Here is a 26104-nt window from a genome sequence, read left to right as displayed (position 1 = left end):
GCATGAGCACTGAGACCACCGCGTCGGTGTCCACGCACATCCTGGACACCAGCATCGGCAAGCCCGCCGAGGGCGTCGCCATCTCCCTGTCGGCCCGTACGGGCCTCGACGGTGAGTGGGCGGCCCTGGGCGGCTCCGCCACCGATGCGGACGGGCGCTGCAAGGACCTGCCGGCCCTGCCGGAGGGCACCACACACGTGCGTCTCGACTTCGAGACCGAGACGTACTTCTCCAAGAAGCAAGCCGAGGCGCAGCAGGACGCCCCCCGCGTAAGGGACAGCGGTGCGTTCTTCCCCGAGGTCACCATCACGTTTGCGGTGAACCCGGGCGAGCATTACCACGTACCGCTGCTGCTCAACCCGTTCGGCTACTCCGTTTACCGAGGGAGCTAGCATGGCCACGATTCTGGGCCAGAACCAGTACGGCAAAGCAGAGAACCGCGTCGTCAAGATCACGCGGGACGGCGACACGCACCACATCAAGGACCTGAACGTCTCGGTCGCCCTCTCCGGCGACATGGACGACGTCCACTACTCCGGCTCGAACGCCAACTGCCTTCCGACGGACACCACCAAGAACACGGTGTACGCGTTCGCCAAGGAGTACGGCATCGAGTCCGCCGAGCAGTTCGGCATCCACCTGGCGCGCTGGTTCGTCACCAGCCAGGAGCCGATCAAGCGTGCGCGTATCCGCATCGAGGAGTACGCCTGGGACCGGATCGCCACGTCCGACGCCAACTCCAAGTTCATCGGCGCCGACGAGGTGAACCACTCCTTCGTCCGCAAGGGCATGGAGACCCGCGTCACCCAGGTCACGTACGACGGTCAGAACTGGGAGGTCATCTCCGGCCTCAAGGACCTGGTCGTCATGAACTCCACGAACTCCGAGTTCTGGGGTTACGTGAAGGACAAGTACACGACCCTGCAGGAGGCGTACGACCGCATCCTGGCCACCCAGGTGTCGGGTCGCTGGCGCTTCAACTGGTCGGACGACGAGCAGCGGATGCCGAACTGGGAGAAGTCCTACGCCGAGACCAAGAAGCACATGCTTCAGGCCTTCGCGGAGACCTACTCCCTCTCGCTGCAGCAGACCCTGTACCAGATGGGTTCGCGCATCATCAACCACCGTTCGGAGATCGACGAGGTCCGCTTCTCGCTCCCGAACAAGCACCACTTCCTGGTCGACCTTGAGCCCTTCGGCCTCAAGAACGACAATGAGGTGTACTTCGCCGCGGACCGTCCGTACGGTCTCATCGAGGCCACGATCCTCCGCGACGGTGTGGATGCCCGCATTCCCGTGGACATGACCAACCTCTAAGGGTCCGGTCGAAGCTCGGTACGTGTCGTCCCGGGGCTCCGCAGTGGCCCCGGGACAGCGCGACACCCTTCAATTTCATGATCATGCTCATGAATCGGCACCCGGTAGCAACATATGGGGCGGCAGTACTGTCAGCTGCCAAGGCCCCCGGCTCCGGCACTCAAATCCCCAGGGTTTTGCCGTGCCCGCACCGCCACGAAAGCACAAGGATGTGTCATGGCAGCTTCCTCCTCGCATGACGGCTCGGTTGAGCGCATCGTCATCGAAAACTGTGCGATTGCAACCGTCGATTCAAATGACACCGAGTACGCCTCGGGTCACGTGGTCGTCGCCGGAAACAAGATCGAGTTCGTCGGCGCGGGCGATGCCCCCGAGAACCTCGAGAACGTCGTCCGCCGCATCGACGGCACCGGGCACCTCGTGACCCCCGGTCTGGTCAACACGCACCACCACTTCTACCAGTGGATCACGCGCGGCCTGGCCACCGACCACAACCTCTTCGACTGGCTCGTCGCGCTGTACCCGACGTGGGCGCGCATCGACGAGCAGATGGCCTACACGGCCGCCCAGGGCTCCCTCGCCGCGATGGCCCGTGGCGGTGTCACCACTGCGATGGACCACCATTACGTCTACCCCCGGGGTGCGGGCGACCTCTCCGGCTCGATCATCCGCGCCGCCTCCGAGATGGGTGTCCGCTTCACCCTCGCCCGCGGTTCCATGGATCGCAGCGTGAAGGACGGCGGCCTGCCGCCGGACCACGCGGTCGAGACCCTCGAAGGTGCCCTCGCGGACACCGAGGCGACCGTGAAGAAGTACCACGACGCCTCCTTCGACGCGATGACCCAGGTCGCCGTCGCCCCGTGCTCCCCCTTCTCGGTCTCCACCGAGCTGCTGAAGCAGGGCGCCGAGCTGGCCCGCCGCCTGGGTGTGCGCATGCACACGCACGGCTCGGAGACCGTCGAGGAAGAGAAGTTCTGCCACGAGCTCTTCGGCATGGGCCCGACCGACTACTTCGAGTCGACCGGCTGGCTCGGCGAGGACGTGTGGATGGCGCACAGCGTCCACATGAACGACTCCGACATCGCCGCGTTCGCCCGTACCAAGACCGGTGTCGCGCACTGCCCGTCCTCCAACGCCCGTCTGGCCGCCGGCATCGCCCGCGTCCCGGACATGCTGGCCGCCGGTGTCCCGGTCGGCCTCGGGGTGGACGGCACCGCCTCCAACGAGTCCGGTGAGCTGCACACCGAGCTGCGCAACGCGCTGCTGATCAACCGCCTGAACCCGGTCCACCGCGAGCGTGCACTGAACGCGCGCCAGGCCCTGCGCCTGGGTACGTACGGTGGCGCTCAGGTCCTCGGCCGCGCCGACAACATCGGTTCGCTGGAGGTCGGCAAGTGCGCCGACCTCGTGCTGTGGAACGTGAGCACCTTCCTCCACTCCTCGATCGCCGACCCGGTGACCGCGCTGGTCTTCGGTGCGGCCGCCCCGGTGACCGCCTCGTTCGTCAACGGGAAGCAGATCGTGGAGAACAACCGACTCCTCTTCGCAGACGAGGACGCGATCGCCGTGTCCACGCGGGAAGAGGCCCAGCGCCTCGCGCGGATTTCCGCGCAGGCCTGACCCACGGAGTCCGGCCGGGGGGGACGGCCCCCGGCCGGCAGCCGCGGACCCGAGCGGGGTCCGTCGGCAGCCGCTTCCGGGAGCGCCCGAGGAATTCCACGGGCGCTCCCGGGTGCGGTGGCTCTTACCGCCGCACGGCATCACGACAGCGCTGCCGCGTGGCTTCGTCCTGCGCGAAAACAGCAGCAGAACCGTTTGGGCGAACCGTTCTGCCGTCGTTTCGACGCCCCTTGGGAAACGCATTCGCTTCACCACAACTCCATACAGGCTCGACTCGCACAGCTTTCGCACCACCTCCCTGAACCCACGTCGCTGGCGGCGTGTTTAAACAACGACCGGAGGAAGCCGTGGCCCTGCCGCCCAGGTTTCGCAAAGACGCAGTCGCAGTACCGGAGGGCTCCGGGGAGAAACACCCGGTCGACGAGACCCTTCCCCCGCTGAAGATGTTCACCAGCGGCCTCCAGCACGTCGCCGCCATGTACGCGGGTGTCGTCGCACCCCCGATGATCGTCGGCCCCGCCGTCGGTCTGTCCGCCACCGAGACCGCCTTCCTGATGGGCGCCTCGCTCTTCACCGCGGGGCTCGCCACCCTCCTCCAGACCCTCGGCTTCTGGAAGATCGGCGCCAAGCTCCCCTTCGTCAACGGTGTTTCCTTCGCCGGTGTGACCCCGATGATCGCCATAGGCAAGGGGGAGGGGGACAACGCGATCCCCATCATCTTCGGCGCGATCATCGTCGCCGGAGTCATCGGCTTCTTCGCCGCCCCCTACTTCGGCAAACTGGTCCGGTTCTTCCCACCGGTCGTCACGGGCACGGTCATCACCCTGATCGGCGTCTCGCTCCTGCCCGTCGCCTTCAACTGGTCGCAGGGCGGGAACCGCACCGCCACCGACTACGGCTCGATGCAGAACATCGGCATGGCGGCGCTCACGCTCGTCATCGTCCTGCTGATGCGCAAGTTCCTGCGCGGCTTCCTGCAGCAGATCTCGATCCTGCTCGGCCTGGTCGCCGGTACGCTCATCGCCCTGCCGCTGGGCATGACCAATTTCGACGCCGTCAAGAACGCCTCGGTGGTCGGCTTCCCGACCCCGTTCCACTTCGGCGCCCCGCAGTTCCAGGTCGCCGCCATCATCTCGATGTGCATCGTCATGCTCGTCTGCATGACCGAGTCCACGGCCGACATCCTGGCCCTGGGCAAGATCGTCGGCCGGCCGGCCGACGCGAAGGTCATCGAGGGCGGTCTGCGCGCCGACACCCTCGGCAGCGCGCTCAGCCCGCTGTTCAACGGCTTCATGTGCAGCGCCTTCGCCCAGAACATCGGGCTCGTCGCCATGACCAAGGTGCGCAGCCGGTTCGTCGTCGCGGCCGGCGGCGGCATCCTGATCCTGCTGGGGCTGTGTCCGATGGCGGCCTCCGTCATCGGCGTGGTCCCGCTGCCGGTCCTCGGCGGCGCCGGCATCGTCCTCTTCGGGTCGGTCGCGGCCAGCGGCATCCAGACCCTGGCGGGCGCGGCCATGGAGAAGGGCGAGAACGCCCTGATCGTCGCCGCCTCGGTGGGCATCGGCCTGATCCCGATCGCCGCGCCGGAGTTCTACCACGCCTTCCCGAAGGACCTGCTGGTCGTCCTCGACTCCGGCATCAGCACCGGCTGCGTGGTGGCCATCGTGCTGAACCTCGCCTTCAACCACCTCGGCGCCAAGAAGGGCGCGGCCGCGGCCGCAAGCCCGGAGCCGGTGCCGGTGCACTGACCCGGTGCGCTGCCCGGGTGGGCCGACCCGGTGCACTGATCCGGTGCGCCGACTCCCGGCCCGGCCGGACGCTTCACGGCGGTGCGCACGCCACCCACTGCGGGTGTGGCGTGCGCACCGCCGCGTCCGTATGCGGTTCCCGGCCTGCGGCCGCGGCTTACGGAGCCGGCGTCAGGAACATGCCCGTCTGGTCCGCCCCGGCGGTGTTCTTGCAGCCGACCGCGGAGTTCGCGGGCTGCGCGACCGCCAGGGACAGGCAGCGTCCGGCGGCCAGCTGGCCGAAGTGGTTCGGGTGCATGGACTCCTGGATGAGGCCCTGCGACTCGTTGTTGTCGATCCAGCGAGCCCACTCGCTCGTCTGGGCCGACGCGGGCACCGTGGAACTCACCTGCTTGCTCGCCTTCGCGCACACCTCGCGCCCCTGCAGCATGTCCCGCAGGTCCAGGAACTGCACGCCCTTGGCGGCGGCGACACCCTTGAGCCGGCCCGCTATCTGCGGCACGAGGGAATCCCGCGCCCAGTCCGAGTCCCGGTTCCAGAAGGGGCAGCCGCCGGTGTTGAGGCGGCTCCAGTCGCTTTGCGTGTACCGGTTCTCCGCGCCGCGCGGGATCGGCGAAGGGTAGGACTGGAGCACGATCCGGTAGGAGGAGTCGGCGTACCCGGCGCCGCGCATCACGGCCCGCACCTCGTCCACCGACTTGCCGACGTTCGCCATGACCGAGTCGATCTTCGCGTCGACCTCGGCCTGCTGGTCGTCGTAGCAGTACGAGTACCAGAGGGTGAAGTCGAGCGCGCATTCCTTGATGATGTCGGCGAAGCCGAGGTCGTTGCCGCCGATGGACAGCGCGATGACCTTGACGTTGTTGCTCGCGGCGACGGCGGCGAGCTGATCGGCCTGCGGGGCCTCGCCCTTGAAGGCGACGCCGCCGCTGGAGGCGCGGAACACGTTCGCGGACGTCGCCCCGGAGCAGGCCAGGTTCACGGCCTTCTCGGCGAGGGCGCCCGCGCTGATCACCTCGGCGGAGTCGGACCGGTGGCAGCCGCCCGCGGTGGTCCCGTACACCTTGGCGGGATCGTAGGTGCTGCCGCTCACCCAGGCCCGGTCGGTCCCGTTCCGGCTGCCGGTGTTGGTGAGGCTGTTGCCCTTCCAGCGCCCGGCCTCACCGGATATGTAGCTGTCGCCCATGGAGACCACGGCGGTCGGCCCGGCTCCGGGGCTGGCCGCGGAGGTCCCTGCCCCGGCGGCCAGCAGCGCCCCGACGGCGAGCGGCAGAATCATCCCGGCCCCACCCAGTCGTCGCACGCGACGGCGGGCCCGGTCCTTGCTGGCGGTGCGGAATCCGATCACGGCGGAACTCCTGCGTTCGGCCATGCGGGAGCCGGTGACGAACTCCGGTGCATGGCTGGGAAAGTGGGGGTACCGCCGGCCGGTGGCATCGGAAAGGTGACACGCGCCCACTTGTTACCGCTAGGTACAGGCAAGTTACGAACAAGTAACAACCGACCGGTCGTTCGGGACAGACCCGCTCGGAAGTGGCCGAATCCCGCTGTTCCCCAACCGGCCATTCCCGTCCGCCGCGGCGCACTCGCGGCGCGCTCCGGCCTGGCGCCGCCGCGGAAGACCTCCTGCAGCGGCTGCTGGGCCCCTCGCCGGTTGTGACCCCGGCGTGAAAACGCCTCCGCCCCCGGCGCGTGGGCGGCAGGGGCGGAGGCGGTGGTTTTCGACTGCTGTGCGGGACAGCCGAATTCGGTGTCAGCCGACGAGCTGGTCGTATGCGGGGAGGGTCAGGAAGTCGGCGTAGTCGGCGTCCAGGGAGACCTGGAGGAGGAGGTCGTGTGCCTGCTGCCACTTGCCGGCCGCGAAGGCCTCTTCGCCGATCTCGGCGCGGATGGCGGCCAGTTCCTCCGCCGCGATCTTGCGGGTCAGCTCGGCCGTGGCCCGCTCGCCGTTCTCGAAGACGACGCCCGCGTTGATCCACTGCCAGATCTGCGAGCGCGAGATCTCGGCGGTGGCCGCGTCCTCCATCAGGCCGAAGATGCCGACGGCGCCGAGGCCGCGCAGCCAGGCCTCGATGTAGCGGGTGCCGACCTGGACCGCGTTGCGCAGGCCCTCGTACGTCGGCTTCGCGTCCAGGGAGTCGATCGCGATGAGCTCGCCCGGGGCCACCGAGACGTCCTCGCGCAGCCGGTCCTTCTGGTTCGGCTTGTCGCCGAGCACCGCGTCGAAGGAGGCCATCGCGATCGGGACCAGGTCGGGGTGGGCGACCCAGGAGCCGTCGAAGCCGTCGTTCGCCTCGCGGTCCTTGTCGGCCTTGACCTTCTCGAACGCGACCTTGTTGATCTCGGCGTCCTTGCGGGACGGAATGAAGGCCGCCATGCCGCCGATCGCGTGCGCGCCGCGCTTGTGGCAGGTGCGGACCAGCAGTTCGGTGTAGGCGCGCATGAACGGGGCGGTCATCGTCACCGCGTTGCGGTCCGGCAGGACGAACTTCTCGCCGCCGTCCCGGAAGTTCTTGACGATCGAGAAGAGGTAGTCCCAGCGGCCCGCGTTCAGGCCGGCCGCGTGGTCGCGCAGCTCGTAGAGGATCTCCTCCATCTCGTACGCGGCGGTGATGGTCTCGATGAGGACCGTCGCGCGGACGGTGCCCTGCGGGATGCCGACGTAGTCCTGGGCGAAGACGAAGATGTCGTTCCAGAGGCGCGCCTCCAGGTGCGACTCCGTCTTCGGCAGGTAGAAGTACGGGCCCTTGCCCAGGTCGATCAGGCGCTGCGCGTTGTGGAAGAAGTACAGGCCGAAGTCGACGAGCGAGCCGGAGGCCGGGGCGCCCTCGAACTGCAGGTGGCGCTCCTGGAGGTGCCAGCCGCGCGGCCGCATGACGACGGTCGCCAGCTCGGCGGCGGGCTTAAGGGCGTACGACTTGCCGGTGCGCGCGTCGGTGAAGTCGATGCGACGCTCGTAGGCGTCGATGAGGTTGAGCTGGCCAAGGACGACGTTCTCCCAGGTGGGAGCCGATGCGTCCTCGAAGTCGGCGAGCCAGACCTTGGCGCCCGAGTTCAGGGCGTTGATGGTCATCTTGCGGTCCGTCGGACCGGTGATCTCCACACGGCGGTCGTTCAGCGCGGCCGGAGCCGGGGCCACCTTCCAGTCCCCCTCGCGGACCTGTGCGGTGTCCGGGAGGAAGTCGAGGGTGGAGGTCCGGGCGATCTCGGCGCGGCGCTCGGCGCGGCGGGCCAGCAGCTCGGCGCGGCGGGGGGCGAACCGCCGGTGGAGCTCGGCCACGAAGGCGAGGGCCGCTTCGGTGAGGACTTCGTCCTGCCGGGGCAGGGGCTCGGCGTCGACGATGGCCAGCGGGGACGGCGCTGGTGCGGACATATCTGTCACTCCTTCAGCGGCGGTGCCTGGCGGCCGCGTGGGAATGCTCGCGCGAGACGGCACGCAGTGCCGTCGGGTGTGGAGAGTTCCGGGATACGGTCGCGGGCGCCGTCTATGGGTTCAGGGCGCTTCTGACCAGTGGATAGTAATTTCCTCATGGTGGAAGTTCAATGGTTTGTTGATGTCAAGATTCTCTGAGTCGACAGATTCCGCTCCTCGGTGGCCCTCAGTGCCACCGTCGTCACGCCGTGCTCAGACAAGTCGTGCCAGGTCGGGCGGGGTGTCGATGTCATAGGCCTCCGCGATGTCCGCGCACTCCACCAGGACGAGCTCACCCGCATGCCGGGTGAGATGCACCCGCGCGCCCTTGTCGCCGGTCGCCGTCGCAGCGATGTCCGCCCACCGGTCCGCGCCGAACAGCACCGGATGACCGCGCTCCCCGTCGTACGCCGCCGCCACCAGACTCGCGGGGGAGCGGTACGCCTCCCGCACCCGGGCCACGGCCGCCGGCCCGATGCCCGGCTGGTCCACCAGCGAGACCAGGGCCGCGCGGGCCCGCGTACTGGCCAGCGAGGCGAGGCCGACCCGCAGAGAGGAGCCCATCCCCTCCGCCCAGTCCGGGTTGTCCACGACCACGCAGCCGGCCAGGTCCGCCCGCTCGCGTACCTCGGCGGCGGACGCGCCGAGCACCACGTGCACCGGGCCGCAGCCCCCCTCGCGCAGCACCCGTACGGCGTTCTCCACCAGCGGGCGGCCCCGGTAGGGGAGCAGGGCCTTGGGCCGCCCGCCGAGGCGCCGGCCGCCGCCGGCCGCGAGGAGCAGGCCCGCGATCACCGGTGCGTCGGCAGACCGGGCCGGATCGGATGGAGTGCCTGAGCGGGCCGGACCCGGGGCGCCGGTGTGGCCGGAGGGGGAGGACATGCCGCCGATTCTCGCTCCTGTTCCGGGGCCGTGGTCGTGGTGGCCGTGGCCGGGACCGGCGGGCGCCGCCTCAGCGCGCGCCGTACGGAGGCCAGCGCCGCCCCGATCCGCAGTGGCTCGGAGATCCGGTTCTCCGCGGCGGCCAGCAGGGCACGTTCGTCACGGTCGGTCAGCATCTCGGCGTCTCCTTGCCAATCGGGGGCCAATACGGCGAGTCTGGTCCTCGATTGGCCTGGCGGGCAGAGCCAATCAGGGGAGGTTGGCATGGCAAACGGGCGAGTGGTCCAGACAGCGGACAGAACCATCGGCAGCCGCCAGCTCGCGGCCCTGCTCCCCGCCGAAGTGCTGGCCCGGCCCGGCTACCGGGCGCTCGCCGACGCCGTGCGCACGCTGATCCTCGACGGCCGGATCGCCCTGCACGTCCGGCTGCCCGCCGAACGCGAGCTCGCCGAGGCCGTCGGCGCCAGCCGGGCCACCGTCACCGGCGCCTACGACCTGCTGCGCGAGAGCGGCTACGTCCGCAGCCGGCGCGGCTCCGGCACCTGGACCGAGCTCCCCGACGGGCACGGGGCGGTCGGCGCGTCCGCCCTCATCGGAGGTGGCACCGGCGGCCGGCCCGACGGCGACCCCGGGATCGACCTGGCCATCGCCGCCATGGGCGCCCCGGCCGGCAGCCTCGCCGAGGCCTTCGCCTGGGCCGCCCCGCGCCTGCCCGAACTCGCCCGCTCGCCCGGCTACCACCCCTTCGGCCTGCCCGACCTGCGCACGGCCGTCGCCGACCGGTTCACGCGGCGCGGGCTGCCCACCCGCCCCGAGCAGATCCTGATCACCGCGGGCGCCCAGCAGGCCTTCGCCCTCGTCGTCGGCCTGCTCTGCCGGGCCGGGGACCGGGTGGTCACCGAGAACCCCACCTACGCCAACGCCCTCGACGCCCTGCGCCACGCGCGGGTGCGCACCGGCTCCATCGCCGTCTCCGACGCGGGCTGGGACATGGAGATAGCCGAGTCCACCCTGCGCCAGACCGTGCCCAGGCTGGCGTACGTGATCCCCGACTTCCACAACCCCACGGGCGCCCTGATGCCGCCGGAGCAGCGGCTGCGGCTGCTCGCGGCCACCCGCGCCACCGGCACCTGGCTGGTGGTGGACGAGACGATCGCCGACATCGCCCTGGACGTCCCCGCGCCCGCGCCCCTGGCCTCCCTCGCCCCGCGCGGCGGCGCCGACCACGTGATCACCATCGGGTCGCTCAGCAAGACCCACTGGGGCGGCCTGCGGGTGGGCTGGATCCGGGCCACCGCCAAGATGATCACCGAGGTGACGGCCCTGCGGGTCTCCGCGGACATGACCGGCTCGGTCCTCGACCAGCTGGTCGCCCTCCCGCTCATGGAGAGCCTGGAGCGGTCCCTGCCCGGGCGCCTCGCCGAGCTCCGGAGCCGGCGCGAGGCCCTGGTGCGGTCCCTCCAGCGGCACACCCCCGAATGGTCCTGGCAGCTCCCGCCGGGCGGGCTCTCGCTCTGGGTGGACCTCGGCGAGCCCGTGAGCTCCGCCCTGTCCGAGCGCGCCGCCGACGCGGGGGTCCACATCGGCCGCGGGGCCCGCTTCGGGGTGGACCCGGGCACCTTCGAACACCGGCTGCGGATCCCGTACACCCTCCCCGAGGCCCGCCTGGACGAGGGCGTGCGCCGACTCGCGGCGGCCTTCCACGAGGGGGTCCCCCTGACCCCGGCCGTGGAGCGCCCTCACTGGGTGGCCTGAGCGGCCGGGACGGGAGCCTACGGCGTGCGGATCAGGCGGCGGGTGGCCGCCGCCGCGACCGCCGAGGTGCGGGAGTCGACGCCGAGCTTGGCGTAGACGTGCACGAGGTGGGACTTGACCGTGGCCTGGCTGAGGAAGAGCTTCTTGGAGATCTGCTGGTTCGACAGGCCGTCCGCGACCAGCTGCAGCACCTCCAGCTCCCGCTTCGTCAGCGCCTCCGCCGGGGTCCGCATCCGGTCCATCAGGCGCAGCGCCACCGCCGGTGCCAGCGCCGACTGGCCCGCCGCGGCCGTACGGACCGCCGCCGCCAGTTCCTCCGGCGGGGCGTCCTTGAGCAGGTAGCCCGAGGCGCCGGCCTCCACCGCCGCCAGGATGTCCGCGTCCGTGTCGTACGTGGTCAGCACCAGCACCCGGGGCGCCCCGGGCCGGGCGGTGATCGCCGCCGTCGCCGCCGAGCCGTGCATCCCCGCGCCGAACTGCAGGTCCATCAGGACCACGTCCACCGGCTCGGCGGCGGCCAGCTCCACCGCCCGTTCGGCGGTCGCGGCCTCGGCGACGACCGTGAAGTCCGGCTCGGTGTCCAGTACGGCGCGCAGCCCGGCCCGGACCACCGGGTGGTCATCGGCGAGCAGCAGGCGGATGGTCATGGCCGGGCCTCCACGGGCTCCAGGGGTTCCAGGGGTTCCAGCGGCAACGGCAGGGTGACGGCCACGGCGGTGCCCTGGCCGGGCGCGGACTCCACGGTGAACAGCCCGCCCAGGGTCTCGGCGCGCGAGCGCATCGCCGGAAGACCGAAGCCTCCGCCGCCGGGACGGGGCGCGCCCGGTGCGCCCGGCGCCGCCGAGGAGGGATCGAAGCCGTGCCCGTCGTCCACGATGTCCAGCGTGACCGAGGCGTCCATGAAGGTCAGGGTGATCTCGGCACGCCCGGCGCGGGCGTGCCGCACCACATTGGCCAGCGCCGACTGCGCGATCCGCAGCAGGGCCACCTCGTAGGGCGTGGGCAGCACCCGCGGCCTGCCGCTCAGCGAGAACCGCACCCGCGGCCCCGGCACCCCGGAGCACAAGCGCTCCAGCGCCCCGGCGAGCGACCCGTGCTCCAGGTCCGGCGGCGTGAGGGCCCGTACGAACCGGCGCGCCTCGGCGAGGTTCTCCTGGGCGGCCTCCCGGGCCCGGGCGATGTGCGCGAGCGCCGCCGCGGAGGAGGCGCCGGCGGCCTCAGCCCCCGGGCGGCCCTCGGAGAGGGACCGCTCGGCGGCCCGCAGCAGCAGCTGGATCGAGGACAAGCCCTGCGCCAGGGTGTCGTGGATCTCCCGCGCGAGCCGCTCCCGCTCGGCGAGGATCCCCGCGCCCCGCTCGGCGGCGGCCAGCTCGGCCCGGGTCGTGATGAGCTCCTCGATCAGCTCCCGGCGGCGCTCGCTCTCGCGGTACAGCGCCTGGTAGCCCAGTACGGTCGCCACCGCCACGGCCCCGCCCAGCAGTGGCCCGAGGAAGGCCCCGGGGGGAACCGCGCCGCCGTGCGCGAGGCCGTTGTGTCCCAAGAAGCCGCCGATCGCCGCGCAGGCGGTCACCGCGACGGCCGCGATCCCCCAGCGCAGCCGCAGCAGGTGCAGCTCCAGGAAGTACAGCGGGAAGGCGATCCACAGCCCGTCGGGGGAGACCGCCAGCAGCGCCGCCCAGGCCGCGCCGAGCCCGGCCAGCCACACCGCCGCCGCGCGCGCCGAGCGGTGCACCGAGGGGGCCCGTACGCCGCCCGCGTACACGGCGGCCAGCACGGCGCACACGGCCACCACCCACCCGGCCCGGGGCGCGGAGTCGGCGACGGCCCGCCCGGCGGCCAGCCCGAGCAGCCCGAGCAGCAGCGCGTGCAGGCACAGCCGCAGCACCTTCGATACGGGGGTGGGGGCGCGGGGGACCGGGGGATCCGCGGCGGGGGCGGGAGCAGGGGCGCGTGCAGTCATGGCCCGACCAGCGTAAGCGGGCCCCGGACGCCCCCGGTCAACCGAAAGTTCGATGTCCGCGTGCACCCTTCGATACCAGGATCGCTACCGTGGCGCGATGCCTCCGCTTCCCGCCGAAGACCAAGGTGGGGACCATGTTCGTCGCATGGAGAGATCTACGGTTCGCCAAGGGCCGGTTCGCCCTCATGGGCTCGGTCGTACTGCTCATCACCCTGCTGGTCGGCCTCCTGTCCGGGCTCACCTCCGGCCTGGCCCGGGAGAACGTCTCGGCCATCACCGGCCTGCCCGCCACGCACCTGGCCTTCGCCGCGCCCGCCGGTGACCAGAAGGTGTCCTTCACCAACTCCCAGGTCCCCGAATCGGCCTGGCAGGCCTGGCGGGCCCGGCCCGGGGTGGCGTCCGCGGAGCCGCTCGGCATCCGCACCACCAACGCCGCCGCGGACGGGCGCACCGCGGCCGTCTCCGTCTTCGGCGTCGACCCGGCCGGGAAGCTCGGCCCGCGCGGCGGCGGCCTCGGCCGGGGCCGGGCGGTCCTCACCGAGAAGGCCGCGAAGGAGCTCGGCGGGCTCACCGCCGGCGCGAAGCTCAGGATCGGCCCGCTGGAGCTGACCGTGGCCGCCGTGTCCGGTACCGCCTCCTACAGCCACACCCCGGTCGTCTGGACGGATCTCGACGACTGGCAGCGCCTCGGCAACCCGGGCCCCTCCGCCGACGCCCTCGCCACCGTCGTCGCCGTGTCCGCGGCCGACGGCGGCGGCCTGGACCTCGACGCCGCCGGCGAGGCCTCGGGCACGAAGGCCCAGACCGTGGACGAGGCCCTGGGCGCGATCGGCTCGTACCAGGCGGAGAACGGCTCGCTCCAGCTGATGCGCGGCTTCCTCTTCGCGATCTCGGCCCTGGTGATAGGGGCCTTCTTCACCGTGTGGACGATCCAGCGCAGCGGGGACATCGCCGTGCTGAAGGCACTGGGTGCCTCCACCCCCTACCTCCTCAGGGACGCCCTCGGGCAGGCCGTGGTCATGCTCGCCATCGGCACCGGCCTGGGCACCGCGCTCGCCGTCGGCTTCGGCGCGCTGATCAGCGGCGGGAACGTGCCCTTCGTCCTCGACCCCGCCACCGTGCTCGTACCGGCCGCGATCATGATCGTGCTGGGCGTGCTGGGCGCGGCCCTGTCCATCCGGCGGATCACCGCCGTAGACCCGCTGACCGCCCTCGGGAGCGCCCGATGACCCTCCTCGTCCACGACGTCACCCTGACCTACCCGGACGGCGACGGCCGGCTCACCGCCCTCGACGCCGTCGGCCTGGAGGTGCCCGCGGGCACGCTGACGGCGGTGATCGGACCCTCGGGCTCCGGCAAGTCCAGCCTGCTCGCGGTGGCCGCCACCCTGGTCACCCCGGACGCGGGCCGGGTCGTCGTCGCGGGCCAGGAGACCTCCGGGCTCGGCGCCGCCGAGAAGTCGGCCCTGCGCCGGGAGAAGATCGGCATCGTCTTCCAGCAGCCGAACCTGCTCGCCTCGCTCACCGCCGCCGAGCAGCTCCAGGTCATGGCGCACCTCTCCGGCCGCCCCTCCAAGGCGCTGCGCCGGCGCGCGCTCGAGCTGCTGGACGCCGTGGGGCTGGCGGACAAGGCCGACAAGCGGCCCCATCAGCTCTCCGGCGGCCAGCGGCAGCGGATCAACATCGCCCGCGCCCTGATGAACGAGCCCGCCGTGCTGCTGGTCGACGAGCCGACCAGCGCCCTCGACCACGAGCGCGGCGCGGCGGTGCTCGACCTGCTGGTCACCCTGACCCGCGAGCGCTCCACCGCCACGGTGCTGGTCACGCACGACCACGCGCACCTGGACCGGATGGACCGTACGGCCACGATGGCCGACGGCCGCCTCACCGAGGCCCCCGCTGCCGCCGTTCAGGGGGCGGCGCGGGCGGAGGGGGCCAGGCAGGCGCGCTAGCCGCGCAGACCGGGGCGGGGGCAGCGCATACGGGCCCTGCGCGCGGCTGCGCCCCGCCGGGTCCTTGACCGCTCGGCGGGGCGCAGCGCTGCGTACGCGGGGAGGTGCCCAGAGGGCCTAGGCAGGGCTCTGGTTGGCCAGGGCGACCGACAGCTCCTCGGCGACCCCCTGGAGGATCGGCACGAAGGACTCGGCCACCGCCTCGGTCACCCGGCCCGCCGGACCCGAGATGGAGATCGCGGCGGCGGTCGGCGAATTGGGCACCGACACGGCGAGGCAGCGGACCCCTATCTCCTGCTCGTTGTCGTCGACCGCGTAGCCCGCCCTGCGGACCTGCTCCAGCGCGTCGAGGAAGCCCTCGGGCGTGGTGATGGTCTTCTCGGTGGCCGCCGGCATCCCGGTGCGGGCGAGGAGGGCCCGTACCTCCTCGGCGGGAGTGTAGGCCAGCAGCGCCTTGCCCACGCCGGTGGAGTGCGGCAGCACGCGCCGGCCGACTTCGGTGAACATGCGCATGGAGTGCTTGGACGGGACCTGGGCCACGTAGACGATCTCGTCCCCGTCGAGCAGGGCCATGTTCGCCGTCTCGCCGGTCTCCTCGACGAGGCGGGCGAGGTAGGGGCGCGCCCAGGTGCCCAGCAGCCGCGACGCGGACTCGCCGAGGCGGATCAGGCGCGGGCCGAGGGAGTACCGTCGGTTGGGCTGCTGGCGGACGTAGCCGCACGCGACGAGCGTGCGCATGAGACGGTGGATGGTCGGCAGCGGCAGTCCGCTGGCGGCGGAGAGCTCGCTGAGGCCGACTTCGCCTCCGGCGTCGGCCATGCGTTCAAGCAGATCGAAGGCGCGCTCAAGGGACTGGACGCCACCGCTGGCGGCAGTGGGCTTGGCGGAAGCGTCGGTGGTGCTGGCGCTGGACGTCGGCACGGCGCGGTCCTTTCGGTGCTGGCAGGCAAGGAAGCAGCCTACCGGTCGGTCGGCGTCGGCCCTAGAGCCGGGGCGACAACCGTCCCCGCCGGTCAGAGGCGGTTTGTCCGGGGGCGGACGTCCTCGGGAAGTTACCTCCCCGGTACATGGTGGCGGTAGCTACATTCTGGATAGTGAAATCTTAATTCCATCCTGTGGAAACATCCAATTGCGGTCCCTGCGTGTCAGCAGTCCGTCCGGGCGCTCTTGACTGGCCCCGGATCGGGGTGAAGACTCCGTCAACAGAACGTTGAATTTCGCTCTGTGGAAGTAGATGGGGAGGTTCCGGTGGCCGACGTGGCTGTGGAACTGGTACTGCGCTCGACGCGCGTCATCACCCCCGAGGGGACGCGCGCCGCCTCGGTGGCCGTCGCCGGCGGGAAGATCACGGCCGTGCTGCCGCACGACGCCGAGGTACCGGCCGGAGCCCGGCTGGAGGACTTCGGCGACGACGTCCTGCTCCCCGGCCTGGTCGACACCCACGTCCACGTGAACGACCCGGGCCGCACCGAGTGGGAAGGGTTCTGGACGGCCACCCGCGCCGCCGCGGCTGGAGGCATCACCACGATCCTCGACATGCCGCTCAACTCCCTGCCCCCCACCACCACGACGGAGAACCTGCGCGTCAAGCAGGAGGTCGCCCGCGCCAAGGCGCACGTGGACGTCGGCTTCTGGGGCGGCGCCCTGCCGGACAACGTCAAGGACCTGCGACCGCTGCACGACGCCGGCGTGTACGGCTTCAAGTGCTTCCTGTCGCCCTCCGGCGTGGACGAGTTCCCCGAGCTCGACCAGGACCAGCTCGCCGCCTCCCTCGCCGAGATCACCGGCTTCGGCGGCCTGATGATCGTGCACGCCGAGGACCCGCACCACCTCGATGCCGCGCCCGTCGTCCCGGGCCCCAAGTACGCCGACTTCCTCGCCTCCCGTCCCCGCGACGCCGAGAACACCGCGATCGGGAACCTGATCGCCCAGGCGAAGCGGCTGAACGCCCGCGTCCACGTCCTGCACCTGTCCTCCTCCGACGCGCTGCCGCTGATCGCCGCCGCCAAGGCCGAGGGCGTCAAGATCACCGTCGAGTCCTGCCCGCACTACCTCACCCTCACGGCCGAGGAAGTCCCGGACGGCGCCAGCGAGTTCAAGTGCTGCCCGCCCATCCGCGAGGCCGCCAACCAGGACCTCCTGTGGGACGCGCTCGCCGACGGCACCATCGACTGCATCGTCTCGGACCACTCGCCCTCCACGGCGGACCTGAAGACCAGCGACTTCTCCACCGCCTGGGGCGGCATCTCCTCCCTCCAGCTCGGCCTGCCGGCCATCTGGACCGAGGCGCGCCGCCGCGGCCGCACCCTCGAGGACGTCGTCCGCTGGATGTCCGCCGCCCCGGCCGCCCTCGCCGGCCTGGCGCAGAAGGGCGCGATCGAGGTGGGCCGCGACGCCGACTTCGCCGTCCTGGCCCCCGAAGAAACGTTCACTGTGGACCCGGCCGAGCTCCACCACCGCAACCGGGTCACGGCGTACGCGGGCAAGACCCTGCACGGCGTCGTGAAGTCCACCTGGCTGCGCGGTACGCAGATCGCCGACCACGGCACCCCGACCGAGCCCACGGGCCTCCTCCTCGAAAGGCAGAACTGACAGTGGCGATTCCCTCCTTCACCGGTAACGCGAACCCGTACGGAGGCGGCGACCCGTACGCGGACTACCGCACCGCGGACTTCCCGTTCACCCAGTACGCGAACCTCGCCGCCCGTGAGCTGGGCGCCGGTGTCATCGAGGCCAACGACGAGTTCTTCGCCCAGCGCGAGAACCTGCTGATCTCCGAGGCCGCCCACTTCGACCCCGAGCACTTCGGTCACAAGGGCAAGGTCATGGACGGCTGGGAGACCCGCCGCCGCCGCGGCGTCTCCGCCACCCAGCCCTGGCCGACCGCCGAGGACCACGACTGGGCGCTGGTGCGCCTGGGCGCCCCCGGCGTCATCCGCGGCATCGTCGTCGACACCGCCCACTTCCGCGGCAACATGCCGCAGGCCGTCTCCATCGAGGCCACCAACTGGGAGGGCGCCCTCGCGCCGACCCCGGCGGAGCTCCAGGGCGACGACGTCAAGTGGACGACCATCGTCCCCCGCACCCCGGTCGGCGGCCACGCGGCCAACGGCTTCGAGGTGAACGTCGAGCAGCGCTTCACGCACCTGCGCGTCAACCAGCACCCCGACGGCGGCATCGCCCGCCTGCGCGTCTACGGCGAGGTCCTGCCGGACCCGAAGTGGCTGGCCGCGCTGGGCTCGTTCGACGTGGTGGCCCTGGAGAACGGCGGCTCCGTCCAGGACGCCTCCAACCGCTTCTACTCCCCGCCGACCAACACCATCAACCCGGGCCGCTCCCGCAAGATGGACGACGGCTGGGAGACCGCCCGTCGCCGTGACAACGGCAACGACTGGATCCGCTACCAGCTCGTCACCGAGTCCGAGATCCGCGCCGTCGAGATCGACACCGCCTACCTCAAGGGCAACTCCGCGGGCTGGGCCTCGCTCTCCATCAAGACGGGCGAGGAGGGCGAGTGGGAGGAGTTCCTGCCGCGCACCCGCCTGCAGCCCGACACCAACCACCGCTTCGTACTGGACGCGCCGGCGGTCGGCACGCACGTCCGGATCGACATCTTTCCGGACGGCGGCTTCTCCCGCCTGCGCCTGTTCGGCTCCCTGACGGAGGCCGGCGCGGCCGCGCTGACCGCCCGCCACCAGGAGCTGGGCGGCTGACGCCGTCCACCGCGGACTGCCCCGGGGGCCGACACCCCCGGGGCGCGCACGGCCCCGAGGGGGCGCACCGTCCACGACGGCGCGCCCCCTCGGGCGTCTCCTCACCCCACCCCGATCAGGCCGCGTGACCGCCGTCCACGGCGAACTCCGCCCCGGTGACGTACGCGGCTCCCGGCCCGGCGAGGAACGCCACCATGTCGGCCACCTCGGCCGCCGTGCCGAAGCGGCCCAGGGCCGTCATCTCCGCCTGGGGGCCGGCGTAGGGCCCGTCGGCGGGGTTCATGTCGGTGTCCACGGGCCCGGGGTGCACGAGGTTCGCGGTGATCCCGCGTCCGCCGAGTTCCCGGGCCAGCGCCTTGGTCAGCCCGGTCAGTGCCGCCTTGCTCATCGCGTACAGGGTGCCTCCCGGCCCGGGGACCCGCTGGGTGATGCAGCTGCCGATGGTGATGATCCGCCCGCCGGAGCCCATCCGCCCGGCCGCGGCCTGGGTGGCGAGGAACGCTCCGCGCACGTTCACGTCGAGCACCCGGTCCACGTCGGCGAGCCCGAGTCCCTCCAGCGGCCCGAGCACCCCGATCCCGGCGTTGTTCACGAGCACGTCGATCCGCCCGAACCGCCGTACGGTCTCCCCGACGGCGTTCACCACCTCGTCGGCGTCCCCGGCGTCGGCCCGAAGGGCCACGGCCCGCCGCCCGAGCGCCTCGACCTCCTTGACGACGCCCGCCGCGGCCGCGGCGTCGGAGACGTACGTGATCGCCACGTCCGCCCCGCCCTCGGCCAACCGCACCGCGGCAGCGGCCCCGATCCCCCGGCTCCCCCCGGTCACGAGCGCCACCATGCTGCTGCCGGTCATGTGTTTCCTCCCCTTTCGTGGCCAAACTTCGTTGCGCGTTCAATGAAACGGGAGTGGGGCGCTCTCCGCTGGCAGGAATCCGGCACGGCGTTCCGGAGGCCGGGCCCCCGCACCGCAACGCCCTCGCGGTACCGCGTGGCGCGGCGATGAGTTTCCGGGGGTCCGGGAGTCTGAACCCGTGTAAGGACGGACGAGCAAGGAGCGCGGAGCCATGGGGAAGCTGACCCTGACCACCTTTGTGACCCTCGACGGGGTGATGCAGGCACCCGGCGGGCCGGACGAGGACCGCAGCGGGGGGTTCGAGTACGGCGGGTGGCTGGTGCCGTTCGCCGACGAGGAGATGGGGCAGTTCATCACCGAGGTCTTCGGCCGGGTCGAGGCGTTTCTGCTCGGGCGGCGCACGTACGAGATCTTCGCCTCGTACTGGCCGCAGCACGACGACCCCGCCGACCCGGTCGCGGGCAACCTGAACCGGCTGCCCAAGTACGTGGCCTCGACGACGCTCAAGGAGCCGCAGTGGGGGCCGGCCACCGTGCTCGACGGGGAGCAGCTGCAGAGCGAGATCGTGCGGGTGAAGGACACGCTGGAGGGGGAGCTCCAGGTGCACGGCAGCGGCGCGCTCGCGCAGTGGCTGCTGGCCCGGGACCTCGTGGACGAGATGAACCTGCTGGTGTTCCCGGTGTTCCTCGGTGCCGGGCGCAGGCTGTTCCCGACGGGCGGGCTGCCGACGGCCTTCGAGCTGACCGCTTCCCGTACGACGTCGGCCGGCACGGCCATCCATTCGTACCGGCCGAAGGGCCGGGCCACCTTCGGCTCGTTCGTCGACTGAGCAGAAGGGCCGGCGCCAGGACGCCCCTCAGGTCGTCTAGCGCGGGTCGAGTGACAGCTGGACCACCCGGCCCTCGCGGAGGACGAGCAGGTCGGGCGATTCGCACTCGTAGTGGCGGATGCGGCCGACCGGGCCCGGCGGGCGGATGTGCGGCGCGATGGCCATGAGGAAGTCCTCCAGGTCCGGGAGCTGTTCCTCGTGGATCTCCTGGCGGGCGGTCAGGGCCCAGCCGCCCCGGTCGGTCGGGGCGAACTCGCCCACGAGCATGCCGCCGACGCGCCACGCAGGGCCGCGGGACGACAGGAGGCGCCAGTCGTCGCCGTCGTTCTCGCGGTCCGGCGCGAGCTGGCGCCGGATCTCCGCGAGGACTGCCTCCGGGGTGCCTTCCACGAGGTCGAAGGCGAGGTCCAGGGCGTAGAGATCAGCCATGCGGCCGATCCTACGGGTCCGGCGCGGACGGCCCGGAAACGGGGTCGACCGGCAAGATCGGCTCCGGTAGCGTGACGGGCACCGTGCGAGCCGCCGAAGTCTCCACTCCCCACATGCCCTTGGAGCTCCCGGTGACCCTTGCCGCACCCGCCCTCGCCGCCCCCCGCCGGACCTGGCTCACCGACCTGCCGGTCCTGGCCGTCGCGGTCGTCTGGGGCGGCAGTTATCTCGCCGCCAAGGGCATCACCGCCACGCACACCGTGATCGCCGTGCTCGTGCTGCGGTTCGCGCTGGTCCTGCCCGTGCTGGTGCTCGCCGGGTGGTCGCGGCTGCGGGCGCTGAGCGCCGGTCAGCTGCGCGGAGCCGGGCTGCTGGGGCTCGTGCTCGGCGGGATCTTCCTCCTGGAGACCTACGGGGTCGTGCACACCTCCGCCACCAACGCCGGGCTGATCATCAGTCTGACCATGATCTTCACGCCGCCGGCCGAAGCCGCCGTACGCCGGGAGGCGCCTTCCGCCGCCTTCCTCGCGGCCGCCGCCGTCTCCGTGGCCGGGGTGGTGCTGCTGACCCAGGGGGGCGGATTCACCGCGCCCAGCCTCGGTGACCTGCTCATCCTCTGCGCCGCCCTCGCCCGCACGCTGCACGTCCTGCTGATGGCGCGCATCAAGGCCGTCCAGGACGCCGACTCGCTGTCCCTGACCACCGTGCAGCTGGGGAGCGCCGTCCTCGTGTTCGCCGTGCTGGCCGCCGTGCCGGGAACCGGGGACAGCCCGTGGGCCGCCGCCGCCGGCTTCGGGGCGGCCGAGTGGGCGGGGCTCGCCTTCCTCTCCGTCTTCTGCACCCTCTTCGCCTTCTTCGTGCAGATGTGGGCCGTGCGCCGCAGCTCGCCGTCCCGCGTCAGCCTGCTGCTCGGCACCGAGCCCCTGTGGGCGGCGGCCGCCGGCATCGTCATCGGCGGCGAGCACCTGGGCGCCCTCGGCCTCGCGGGTGCGGCCCTCGTCCTGGCCGGCACCGCGTGGGGCCGCCGGGCCGCCGCCTGAGTGCCCGGGCGCCCGGTCCACCGAGCGTCCGAATGTCTGAAACGGGCCCCTGTCCAAGGTCAATTGCGGGCCTACGCTGGCCCCCATGCCCGTTCTGGACCTCGGCAACCTCGCCGACGACTTCAACGAGAACCCGTACCCGCACTACGCCCGCTTGAGGGAGAGCGGCCCCGTCCACCGCGTCAAGACGGCCGACGGGGAGAAGATCTGGCTGATCGTCGGCCACGACGAGGCCCGGCAGGCCCTCGCCCACCCCGACGTGTCGAAGAACTGGCAGTCCGCCGGCCTCTACGCCGACCGCACCACCACCACCCTCAGCACCAACATGCTCCGCTCCGACCCGCCCCACCACACCCGGCTGCGCCGTCTGGTGGCCCGCGAGTTCACCTCCCGCCGGGTCGAGGCCCTGCGGCCGCGCGTCCAGCAGGTCACGGACGCACTGCTCGACGCGATGGCCGCCGCCCCGGACCGCCGCGCCGACCTGATCCGGTCCTTCGCCGTGCCGCTGCCGATGACCGTCATCTGCGAGCTCCTCGGCGTCCCCGACCTCGAACGGGGCTCCTTCCGCCGGTGGTCCGCCGAGATCGTCGCGCCCACCGGCAAGGAGGCCGAGACCGCCGCCCTGCGCGCCATGTCCGGCTACCTCGCCGAGCTCATCGACGCCAAGCGCGACACCCCCGGCGAGGACCTGCTCAGCGCCCTCATCCGTACGCGCGACGAGGACGGCGACCGGCTGTCCCCGCAGGAGCTGGTCGGCATGGCCTTCCTGCTGCTCGTCGCGGGCCACGAGACCACCGTGAACCTCATCGGCAACGGCGTACGGGCCCTGCTCGCCCACCCCGACCAGCTGGCCGCCCTGCGCGCCGATCCCGACGGGCTGACCGACGGCGCGGTCGAGGAGATGCTCCGCTACGACGGCCCCCTCGAGAGCGCCACCTTCCGTTTCGCGAGCGCCGACCTCGAGATCGGCGACACCTTCATCGAGGCCGGTTCTCCCGTCGTGGTCGCCCTCGCCGCCGCCGACCGCGATCCGGGGCGCTTCCCGCAGCCCGACGCCTTCGACATCCGCCGCACCGGCCCGAGCCACCTGGCCTTCGGCCACGGCATCCACTTCTGCATCGGCGCCCCGCTGGCCCGCATGGAGGGCCGCATCGCGATCCGGAGCCTGCTGGAACGTTTCCCCGGGCTGGCCGAGGATCCGGGCGCCGGCCCCCGGGAGTGGATTCCCGGCACTCTGATCCGGGGCGTGAAACAGCTGCCGGTGCGCTGGTAGCCGTCCATGTGCCGCATTCCGTACCCGCCGCCCGTGCGGTACGTCCCCGGCAGGGGGACCCGGGCCCGCTCACAGGGCCGGCAGCTCCTCCATCCGGACCCGGCGCCGCTCGCGGCGCGACAGCTCGCACGCCTCCGCGATCCGCAGCGCGGCCAGTGCCTCGCGGCCGTCGCACGGGTTCGGCCCCTCGCCGCGCACCAGACGGACGAAGGCCGCCAGCTCCGCCTCGTACGCCGGGCCGAACCGCTCCAGGAACCCCGTCCACGGCTTGCTCGCCGGGGGCGGGCCGTGCGGCTCCGTCGAGGCGATGGGCGTACGGTCGTCCAGCCCTGCGGAGACCTGGTCCAGCTCACCGGCCAGCTCCATCCGCACGTCGTAGCCGGCGCCGTTGCACCGGGTGCCGGTGGCCGTGACCAGGGTCCCGTCGTCCAGGGTCAGCAGGGCCGCCGCCGTGTCGATGTCACCCGTCTCCCGGAAGAGCGCGGGACCGGCGTCCGACCCGGCCGCGTACACCTCCGTCACCTCGTGCCCGGTCACCCAGCGCACCATGTCGAAGTCGTGCACCAGGCAGTCGCGGTACAGCCCGCCGGACTTCGCCAGGTACTCGGCGGCCGGCGGCGCGGGATCGGCCGTCATCGTCCGTACGGTGTGCAGCCGCCCCAGGGCGCCCGAACGGACCAGCTCGCGCGCGGTGCGGTAGCCCGCGTCGAAGCGGCGCATGAAGCCCACCTGGAGCAGCCCGCCCCCGGCCTCCACCTCGCGCAGCACGGTCAGGGAGCGGGCCAGGTCCGGGGCCACCGGCTTCTCGCAGAACACCGGCAGCCCGCCGCGCACGGCCCGCACGACCAGCTCCGCGTGCCCCTCGGTGGCGCAGGCCACGACCACCGCGTCCACGCCCCAGGTGAACACCTGCTCCACCGAGGGCGCGGCGGTGGCCCCGAGCCGGTCGGCGAGGCGTGCCGCCCGCGCGGGGACGGCGTCCGCGAGCAGGAGCGAGCCCGCCTCCGGGTGGCGGGCCAGGGCCGCCGCGTGGAAGGAGCCGATCCGGCCCGTTCCGATGAGCCCGATGCGCATGCACTCAACGTGGCCCCGTACGGGGTACCTGTCAATCTGCCCGCGCATGCCCCGATGGCCCCGCATGGTCCACTGTGGCGGATACTGGGCGGCTGGAACCGGATGGAACCGGATGGATCCGGAATGACCGAATGATGACGGCCGGGGGACGACGGCGGACCATGACGGACGAGACGGACGAGACGGATGAGGGAAGGGCGCGGCGACGTGGCTAGGGTTCGGACAGGGGTACGGGTCGTGGGCGCCGTGCTCGCGGCGGTACTGGGGGCCTCGCTCGCGGGCTGCAGCAGTACGGGCGGCAAGCGCGCCGAGGAGCGTGCGAAGGCCGCCGAGGCGGGCCGGCCCGCCGTGTCGACCCCGCGCTGGACCTTCGCGATGGTCACCCACGCGGGCGACGGCGACACCTTCTGGGACATCGTCCAGAAGGGCGCCAAGGAGGCCGCGGCGAAGGACAACATCAACTTCGTCTACGCCCACGACGACCAGGCGCAGCAGCAGGCGCAGTTCGTCCAGAACGCCATCGACCAGAAGGTCGACGGGATCGTCGTCAGCCTCGCCAAGCCGGAAGCCCTCAAGGACGTCATCGCCAAAGCCGTCAAGGCCGGCATCCCGGTGGTCACGGTCAACTCCGGATCCGCCCAGTCCGCCGAGTACGGGGCGCTGACGCACATCGGCCAGGACGAGCAGATCGCGGGCGAGGCGGTCGGTGCGGAGCTGGGCAAGCGCGGCCGCAAGAAGGCCGTCTGCGTCCTGCACGAGCAGGGCAACGTCGGCCACGAACAGCGCTGCGCCGGGGCGAAGAAGACCTTCAGCGGGACGATGGAGAACCTGTACGTCGAGGGCACCAACATGCCCTCGGTGCAGGCGGCCATCCAGGCGAAGCTCCAGGCCGACCCCTCCGTCGACGCGGTCCTCACCCTCGGCGCGCCCTTCGCCCCGACCGCGATCAAGGCCAAGGACGCGGCCGCGAGCAAGGCCGAGGTGGACACCTTCGACCTCAACGAGTCCGTCGCCCGCGACCTGAAGTCCGGCGCCCTCGGCTTCGCCGTCGACCAGCAGCCCTACCTCCAGGGCTACGAGGCCATCGACCTGCTCTGGCTCCACCGCTACAACGCGGACGTGCTCGGCGGCGGCCGCCCGGTCCTCACCGGGCCGCAGATCGTCACCGGCGCCGAGTCCGCCAAGCTGGAGGAGTTCATCAAGCGGGGCAGCCGATGAGCGCCGCCACCGCCGTCGACGAACGGCTGGCGCCCACCTCGCTCGTCCGCAGGCTGCTGGGCCGCCCCGAGCTCGGCGCGGTCGTCGGCGCCGCCGCCGTCTTCGTCTTCTTCTCCTTCGCCGCCGACAGCTTCCTGCAGGCCTCCAGCCTCAGCACGATCCTGTACTCGGCCTCCACCATCGGGATCATGGCCGTCCCCGTGGCGCTGCTGATGATCGGCGGCGAGTTCGACCTCTCCGCCGGTGTCCTGGTCACCACCTCGGCGCTGCTGAGCTCGATGTTCAGCTACCAGATGACCGCCAACGTCTGGGTCGGCGTACTGGTCTCCCTGGCCGTCACCCTGGCCGTCGGCTTCTTCAACGGCTTCATGCTGACCCGCACCAAGCTGCCGAGCTTCATCATCACGCTCGGCACCTTCCTGATGCTCACCGGCCTGAACCTCGGCTTCACCAAGCTGATCAGCGGCTCGGTCTCCACCAAGACCATCGCCGACATGGAGGGCTTCCCCTCCGCCCGTGCCCTCTTCGCCTCGCAGTGGAACGCCGGCTCGGTCACCCTCAAGGTCACCATCCTGTGGTGGCTGGCCCTGGTGGCCGTCGCCACCTGGATCCTGCTGCGCACCCGCGCCGGCAACTGGATCTTCGCGGTGGGCGGCGGAGCCGACGCGGCCCGGGCGACCGGCGTGCCCGTCGTGAAGACCCGCATCGGCCTCTACATGGGCGTCGCCCTGTGCGCCTGGATCTCCGGCCAGCACATCCTCTTCTCCTTCGACGTGGTCCAGTCGGGCGAGGGAGTCGGCAACGAGTTCCTCTACATCATCGCGGCCGTGATCGGCGGCTGTCTGATGACCGGCGGCTACGGCTCGGCGATCGGCTCGGCGGTCGGCGCGTTCATCTTCGGCATGACCAGCAACGGCATCGTCTACGCCCAGTGGAACCCGGACTGGTTCAAGTTCTTCCTCGGCGCGATGCTGCTGCTCGCGACGCTGCTCAACGCATGGGTCCGCAAGCGGGCGGAGGCGAAGTGACC

Annotated in this window: 23 protein-coding genes; 14 read left to right on the top strand and 9 right to left on the bottom strand. The window is 71.8% G+C overall.

The genetic code is table 11. The features are described 5' to 3' along the window. The first annotated feature begins 2 nt into the window (after positions 1-2). From uraH to ACIP5M_RS12680, 4 genes are all read left to right on the top strand, one after another. Positions 3-392 carry a hydroxyisourate hydrolase gene (uraH, locus tag ACIP5M_RS12695; protein ID WP_030715205.1) on the top strand — a complete coding sequence of 130 codons (390 nt, stop codon included), beginning with the start codon at positions 3-5 and terminating at the stop codon, positions 390-392. Position 393: 1 nt separating this feature from the next. After that, positions 394-1317 (top strand): factor-independent urate hydroxylase, encoded by a 924-nt coding sequence (pucL, locus tag ACIP5M_RS12690; protein ID WP_401195627.1) that lies wholly within the window; start codon positions 394-396, stop codon positions 1315-1317. A gap of 216 nt (positions 1318-1533) precedes the next feature. Beyond that, positions 1534-2937 (top strand): 8-oxoguanine deaminase, encoded by a 1404-nt coding sequence (locus tag ACIP5M_RS12685; RefSeq protein ID WP_401195625.1) that lies wholly within the window; start codon positions 1534-1536, stop codon positions 2935-2937. Positions 2938-3284: 347 nt separating this feature from the next. Beyond that, positions 3285-4685 carry a nucleobase:cation symporter-2 family protein gene (locus ACIP5M_RS12680; RefSeq protein WP_401195622.1) on the top strand — a complete coding sequence of 467 codons (1401 nt, stop codon included), beginning with the start codon at positions 3285-3287 and terminating at the stop codon, positions 4683-4685. 157 nt (positions 4686-4842) lie between these two features. Here the strand turns inward: ACIP5M_RS12680 and ACIP5M_RS12675 are convergent, their stop codons facing one another. The 3 genes from ACIP5M_RS12675 to ACIP5M_RS12665 all read right to left on the bottom strand — a co-directional run bounded on the left by ACIP5M_RS12675 (position 4843) and on the right by ACIP5M_RS12665 (position 8979). After that, positions 4843-6033 (bottom strand): GDSL-type esterase/lipase family protein, encoded by a 1191-nt coding sequence (locus ACIP5M_RS12675; RefSeq protein WP_401195620.1) that lies wholly within the window; start codon positions 6031-6033, stop codon positions 4843-4845. 405 nt (positions 6034-6438) lie between these two features. Beyond that, positions 6439-8058, bottom strand: coding sequence for a malate synthase A (aceB, locus tag ACIP5M_RS12670; protein WP_401195618.1), 1620 nt, complete (start codon positions 8056-8058; stop codon positions 6439-6441). Between the two features lie 252 nt (positions 8059-8310). After that, a complete protein-coding gene (locus ACIP5M_RS12665) occupies positions 8311-8979 on the bottom strand; it encodes an NTP transferase domain-containing protein (protein WP_401195616.1) in 669 nt (222 codons plus the stop codon). Between the two features lie 264 nt (positions 8980-9243). Here ACIP5M_RS12665 and ACIP5M_RS12660 point away from each other — a divergent pair, with 264 nt between their 5' ends. Continuing rightward, complete coding sequence (locus ACIP5M_RS12660) at positions 9244-10734, top strand: PLP-dependent aminotransferase family protein (protein ID WP_401195613.1); 1491 nt, start codon at positions 9244-9246, stop codon at positions 10732-10734. 17 nt (positions 10735-10751) lie between these two features. On the opposite strand, the gene ACIP5M_RS12655 is transcribed toward ACIP5M_RS12660, so the two are convergent. Together ACIP5M_RS12655 and ACIP5M_RS12650 are read right to left on the bottom strand one after the other, a co-directional pair. Next, positions 10752-11381, bottom strand: coding sequence for a response regulator (locus tag ACIP5M_RS12655; protein ID WP_401195611.1), 630 nt, complete (start codon positions 11379-11381; stop codon positions 10752-10754). Then, positions 11378-12694 carry a sensor histidine kinase gene (locus ACIP5M_RS12650; RefSeq protein WP_401195608.1) on the bottom strand — a complete coding sequence of 439 codons (1317 nt, stop codon included), beginning with the start codon at positions 12692-12694 and terminating at the stop codon, positions 11378-11380. The genes ACIP5M_RS12655 and ACIP5M_RS12650 overlap by 4 nt, the downstream gene beginning before the upstream one ends. Positions 12695-12828: 134 nt before the next feature. Here ACIP5M_RS12650 and ACIP5M_RS12645 point away from each other — a divergent pair, with 134 nt between their 5' ends. Beyond that, a complete protein-coding gene (locus tag ACIP5M_RS12645) occupies positions 12829-13923 on the top strand; it encodes an ABC transporter permease (RefSeq protein ID WP_401196303.1) in 1095 nt (364 codons plus the stop codon). Continuing rightward, complete coding sequence (locus tag ACIP5M_RS12640; protein ID WP_401195606.1) at positions 13920-14645, top strand: ABC transporter ATP-binding protein; 726 nt, start codon at positions 13920-13922, stop codon at positions 14643-14645. The genes ACIP5M_RS12645 and ACIP5M_RS12640 overlap by 4 nt, the downstream gene beginning before the upstream one ends. 117 nt (positions 14646-14762) lie before the next feature. Here ACIP5M_RS12640 and ACIP5M_RS12635 read toward each other — a convergent pair whose 3' ends face one another. Further along, positions 14763-15566: an IclR family transcriptional regulator gene (locus ACIP5M_RS12635; protein ID WP_401195604.1), complete on the bottom strand. Its 804-nt coding sequence runs from the start codon at positions 15564-15566 to the stop codon at positions 14763-14765. A 336-nt stretch (positions 15567-15902) separates the two neighbouring features. Between ACIP5M_RS12635 and allB the strand changes: the two genes are divergently transcribed. Both allB and alc read left to right on the top strand, forming a co-directional pair. After that, a complete protein-coding gene (allB, locus tag ACIP5M_RS12630; protein WP_401196301.1) occupies positions 15903-17237 on the top strand; it encodes an allantoinase AllB in 1335 nt (444 codons plus the stop codon). Between the two features lie 2 nt (positions 17238-17239). Continuing rightward, on the top strand, positions 17240-18358 hold the full coding sequence (gene alc / locus ACIP5M_RS12625) for an allantoicase (RefSeq protein WP_401195601.1): 1119 nt from the start codon (positions 17240-17242) through the stop codon (positions 18356-18358). A gap of 115 nt (positions 18359-18473) precedes the next feature. On the opposite strand, the gene ACIP5M_RS12620 is transcribed toward alc, so the two are convergent. After that, on the bottom strand, positions 18474-19211 hold the full coding sequence (locus ACIP5M_RS12620; protein WP_401195599.1) for an SDR family oxidoreductase: 738 nt from the start codon (positions 19209-19211) through the stop codon (positions 18474-18476). A gap of 211 nt (positions 19212-19422) precedes the next feature. Between ACIP5M_RS12620 and ACIP5M_RS12615 the strand changes: the two genes are divergently transcribed. Then, positions 19423-20040, top strand: coding sequence for a dihydrofolate reductase family protein (locus tag ACIP5M_RS12615; RefSeq protein WP_401195596.1), 618 nt, complete (start codon positions 19423-19425; stop codon positions 20038-20040). Between the two features lie 36 nt (positions 20041-20076). Here ACIP5M_RS12615 and ACIP5M_RS12610 read toward each other — a convergent pair whose 3' ends face one another. Beyond that, positions 20077-20469, bottom strand: coding sequence for a hypothetical protein (locus ACIP5M_RS12610; RefSeq protein ID WP_401195593.1), 393 nt, complete (start codon positions 20467-20469; stop codon positions 20077-20079). 113 nt (positions 20470-20582) lie between these two features. Here ACIP5M_RS12610 and ACIP5M_RS12605 point away from each other — a divergent pair, with 113 nt between their 5' ends. Together ACIP5M_RS12605 and ACIP5M_RS12600 are read left to right on the top strand one after the other, a co-directional pair. After that, complete coding sequence (locus ACIP5M_RS12605) at positions 20583-21509, top strand: DMT family transporter (protein ID WP_401195590.1); 927 nt, start codon at positions 20583-20585, stop codon at positions 21507-21509. A gap of 85 nt (positions 21510-21594) precedes the next feature. After that, entirely contained in the window at positions 21595-22782 is a 1188-nt protein-coding gene (locus ACIP5M_RS12600) for a cytochrome P450 (RefSeq protein WP_401195588.1), read from the top strand. A gap of 69 nt (positions 22783-22851) precedes the next feature. Here ACIP5M_RS12600 and ACIP5M_RS12595 read toward each other — a convergent pair whose 3' ends face one another. Then, the gene (locus tag ACIP5M_RS12595; RefSeq protein WP_401195586.1) at positions 22852-23856 is read right to left on the bottom strand and encodes a Gfo/Idh/MocA family oxidoreductase; all 1005 of its coding nucleotides are present in this window, start codon (positions 23854-23856) and stop codon (positions 22852-22854) included. Positions 23857-24093: 237 nt separating this feature from the next. On the opposite strand from ACIP5M_RS12595, the gene ACIP5M_RS12590 reads away from it, so the two are divergent. Further along, positions 24094-25074, top strand: a complete 981-nt coding sequence (locus tag ACIP5M_RS12590) for a substrate-binding domain-containing protein (protein ID WP_401195583.1) — start codon at positions 24094-24096, stop codon at positions 25072-25074. Beyond that, entirely contained in the window at positions 25071-26102 is a 1032-nt protein-coding gene (locus ACIP5M_RS12585; protein WP_401195580.1) for an ABC transporter permease, read from the top strand. Before ACIP5M_RS12590 ends, ACIP5M_RS12585 begins: the two co-directional genes overlap by 4 nt. Positions 26103-26104 lie beyond the last annotated feature (2 nt).

Source organism: Streptomyces sp. NPDC088762 (assembly GCF_044750905.1).
Lineage (GTDB): Bacteria > Actinomycetota > Actinomycetes > Streptomycetales > Streptomycetaceae > Streptomyces.
This window is presented reverse-complemented; position numbering and strand designations above follow the sequence as displayed.